The organism is Polaromonas sp. P3_C2, from assembly GCF_056402675.1.
On record NZ_JBFUGX010000449.1, the window covers coordinates 1 to 3,464 of the forward strand.

At 64.2% G+C, this 3,464-nt stretch carries 4 protein-coding genes; 2 read left to right on the forward strand and 2 right to left on the reverse strand.

Annotated features, from left to right (window positions below):
* Window positions 1–1,100: penicillin-binding transpeptidase domain-containing protein (locus AC1DWI_RS16930; RefSeq protein WP_477725265.1), on the forward strand; the 1,100-nt coding region annotated here is incomplete at its 5' end.
* A gap of 108 nt (window positions 1,101–1,208) precedes the next feature.
* On the opposite strand, the gene AC1DWI_RS16935 is transcribed toward AC1DWI_RS16930, so the two are convergent.
* Together AC1DWI_RS16935 and AC1DWI_RS16940 are read right to left on the reverse strand one after the other, a co-directional pair.
* Window positions 1,209–2,300: an ROK family protein gene (locus tag AC1DWI_RS16935; RefSeq protein ID WP_477670961.1), complete on the reverse strand. Its 1,092-nt coding sequence runs from the start codon at window positions 2,298–2,300 to the stop codon at window positions 1,209–1,211.
* 171 nt (window positions 2,301–2,471) lie between these two features.
* Entirely contained in the window at window positions 2,472–2,684 is a 213-nt protein-coding gene (locus AC1DWI_RS16940) for a CsbD family protein (protein ID WP_457278743.1), read from the reverse strand.
* A gap of 256 nt (window positions 2,685–2,940) precedes the next feature.
* Between AC1DWI_RS16940 and AC1DWI_RS16945 the strand changes: the two genes are divergently transcribed.
* Window positions 2,941–3,390: a surface-adhesin E family protein gene (locus AC1DWI_RS16945; RefSeq protein WP_477725266.1), complete on the forward strand. Its 450-nt coding sequence runs from the start codon at window positions 2,941–2,943 to the stop codon at window positions 3,388–3,390.
* Window positions 3,391–3,464 lie beyond the last annotated feature (74 nt).

The window sequence follows — 3,464 nt, forward strand, 5'->3', positions numbered from 1 at the left end:
ATGTGTACCTGGACGGCGAGGTGGAGATTCCGCTGGGCAACGGTGCCTTCTGGCGGCCGACCGACGGCGGCGGCCCCAGCGGCGAGATGATGACGCTGCGCCAGGGCCTGATGTTTTCCAAGAACACGATCACCGCGCAGGTCATGCACGCGGTGGGCCCGGCCAATGTGGCCAAACTGGCCAAGGCCATGGGCGTGCGCCAGAGCAAGCTGGAAGAAGTGCCGTCGCTCGCGCTGGGCACCAGCCCTGTCACGCTGAGGGAAATGGTGGCGGCCTACGGCACGCTGGCCAATGACGGCCGTTATATAGAGCCCGTGCTCGTTACCCGGGTAGAAGACCGCAACGGCAAGGTGCTGGAAGCGTTTGAGCCCAAGCTGGCCGAAACCGTGATGCCGGCCACCGTGGCGCAGACGCTGCTGGACGTGATGCGCGGCGTGATCGACCAGGGCACGGGCGCAGCCATCCGCAGCCGTTACGGCATCCAGGCCGACGTGGCCGGCAAGACCGGCACGACGCAGGGCAACACCGACGGCTGGTTCATCATGATGCACCCGCAGCTGGTGGCCGGCGCGTGGGTGGGCTTTAACGACAACCGCGTGACCATGGCTGACAGCTATGGGCAGGGCGCCCGCAGCGCGCTGCCGATGGTGGGTGAGTTTTTCCAGGGTGCGATCAAGGCGAAAGTGGTGGACGTGGCCCTGCGCTTCCCCGCGCCAGAGGGTGCAGGCGTGACGGACCAGGAGCGCCAGCGCATTGAAGCGCTGCTCAATGGCGCCGAGCCGCCGCAGGAAAGCCAGCCGGCGCAGTCGGGTGGTGACTCCGGCATGCCCCAGCCTTTGGGCGCACAAAACGTGTCAGGCGCTGTGGGAGGGCAGGCGACCGAGGGCGGCCCGCCGCGCGTGTGGCAGCCGGCGCCGGTGATCAAGTACATCACCGTGAATGGCCCTGCCGCAGACGGCACACCCGCGCCCAACGTACCGGGTGGTGCGCCGGGCGTGGTGTTGCCACCCGAGCAGCCGCGGCGTGTGCAGCCTGAAGGTACGGTGGAAAACACCGCCGTGCCGGGCGTGGTGGTGGGTGCGCCCATCTCACCGCGCTAGCGCTGTGCGCGGTGCGTTAGATTGCTATTAAATAGATAGCTGCTTGCGCTTGTCCTGATTGGGTTTTAGGGCTTTTTCTCTTGAATTATTGCAACGCGGCATGCGGCGTCAGCGTTTCGTTTTGCGCACCGCCTGTGGGCCCGTGTTGACAAAGCTGGCATTGCCCAGCCCGGTGCCCACCGTCAGCACGGCCCAGCGCTTCACGCCCTGCATGAAGGGCAGCTCAGACAAGCCCTGCACCACCGCATCGTTGTGCAGCCGCACCTGGGTGGTCTGGCCGTCCTGGCGCGGCAGCAGTTCGCTGAGGTCATGCGCCAGGTTAAAGCGCGGGCTTTCCCAGTTACCGGGCAGGTTCTGCGCGCCGGCGGCGATGGAGCCGTCGTCGCAGATCATGCCGGGGCAGGCCACGCCGACAAACGGCGCCAGGGTGATGCCTTTTTTGTCGGCCAGACGCTTGAGCTTTTTCAGCATGGCGGCAATGCCGCTTACCAGGTGTTCGCGGCGGGTCACATCGTCGTCGCCGCGGTGGCCCCACTTTTCCAGGCCCGCCACGCGCACGTCCGACAGGTCGGGCGACTTGTTCAGGCGTGGCCGCACAATGCCGCAGCGCACGTTGGTGCCGCCAATGTCTACCGCCAGGAAGCCGCCGTATTGCGACAACAGCTCGGGCGGCGCCAGGTGCACCCAGCCGATCAGCCCGCCTTCGTCGGGGTGGTGGCGCAGCGTCATCAAATGCACGCGGGCATTTTGCTGGTAGAGCAGTTCGGCCGCGCGGTCGATGGCCAGCTCTCCCACCAGGCTTTGCTGGAAGCCGCCGCCCACCACGATGCGCTGCACGCCGTGCCATGAGGGGTGCGCCAGAAAACGCCGCACCACACGCACCAGCTGCCAGGCGTAGTCTTCCGATGCCGCGGAAATCACGGCGGCGGCCTTGCCGTCGCGTTGAAGGAGCAGGTCTAACCGCTTTTTGCTGATGGCCGGCGTGGGCTTGGTGCCCAGCACGTCTTCACCGCTGATGCGGCGAAACACCCGGCGCCATACGTCCAGCATTTCGCTGTAGGCGACGCGGCTGACGGTGTCGCCCAGAAAGCGCTCGCCGTCGTGCAGCGCCAGGCTGTAGCCGTTGATCGTCACGGCAGGCAGCTTCAGCTGACCATGCAAAAGGTCGTCGGGCAGGGAAGCGGAGGCTTTGCGTGGCATGGGTGCGTGTGCTGTGGTGGAAGGTTTCATGATGCGGGCACTGCGTGCCGCCGGCTATCAGCCAACGCGCCTGAACGCGTCAGCCAATGGCTGGTGTACGCGGCGATTTGCGCGCAAAAAAACGGCCGGGAAGAGCCGGCCGATGGTGGGTGTGCAGCGTTTTAGTGCTGCTTAGCGACCCAGGGGGTCGCGGTCTTTGTCAAGATCCTTCTGGATGTCTTCTGCGTTCTCACGCGCGTCGCCGGCGGCCTTTTGTGCCTTGCCCTGGAATTCACGGGCATGGCCCTTGGCCTGCTGTTCGGCATTGCCGACCAGCTTGCCGGTGTGTTCCTGCACTTCACCGGCAACTTCCTTGATCTTGCCTTTGACCTGGTCCTTGTTCATGGGATGTACCTTTCAGAGAGTTGCGTCATGGAAAATTCCATGCAGTTCAAGATAGCCCGCCGGCCCAGACCGCGCCGAAGGCATCGGGCCCATAGCCGTGTGGGTGTGTGCCTACAGGGCCTTTCGACGCGCGCCTGCTACGGGTCGGGAAACAGTTGCAACAGAACGTTCGTTGCGTCAGGATTAAACTGGCATTGCAGACAATGGACTGTGCTTTGAAGTGACCGTGCAGTGGAGGAAGGAAGAAAAAAGTCATATGAAGAAATTAGCCATCGTTTTAGGGGCCCTGGTGTCCGGGGCTTCCCTGTGGGGCGCGCCAGCCGCCCCCACCACATGGTTTACCGTGATGGGTGACCCGGCTRACCCGGCCGTCAATACCATTGAGGTAGACCCGACCCCCATTGCCGCCAACGGCGACATGCGGGCCATGCAGGTACGCGTAAGCCGCGCGCTGCAACGCACCAGCTGGGACGGCGTGCCTTACCGCTCGTATGTTTCCACCGTGCTGTTTGACTGCGCCGATAAAAGCGCCAAGTACGTCACGCTGGCGTTTTACGTGCAGCCCCTGTGGAAGGGCGAGCCGTACAAAACAGTGACTTACCCCAACGAAGTGGTGCGTCCCATGGAGTTTCGCGACGTGACGCCCAACCCGACCCAGCGCATCATTCGCGCTGCATGCGAAACCGGCAAAATTACCACCAATTAGCGACCATGTTGCGGCGGTGGCGGGTTGTGCCCCGCTTGTGCCTTTAGGGCGCTCGGGCTACGATGGTTTGTCGC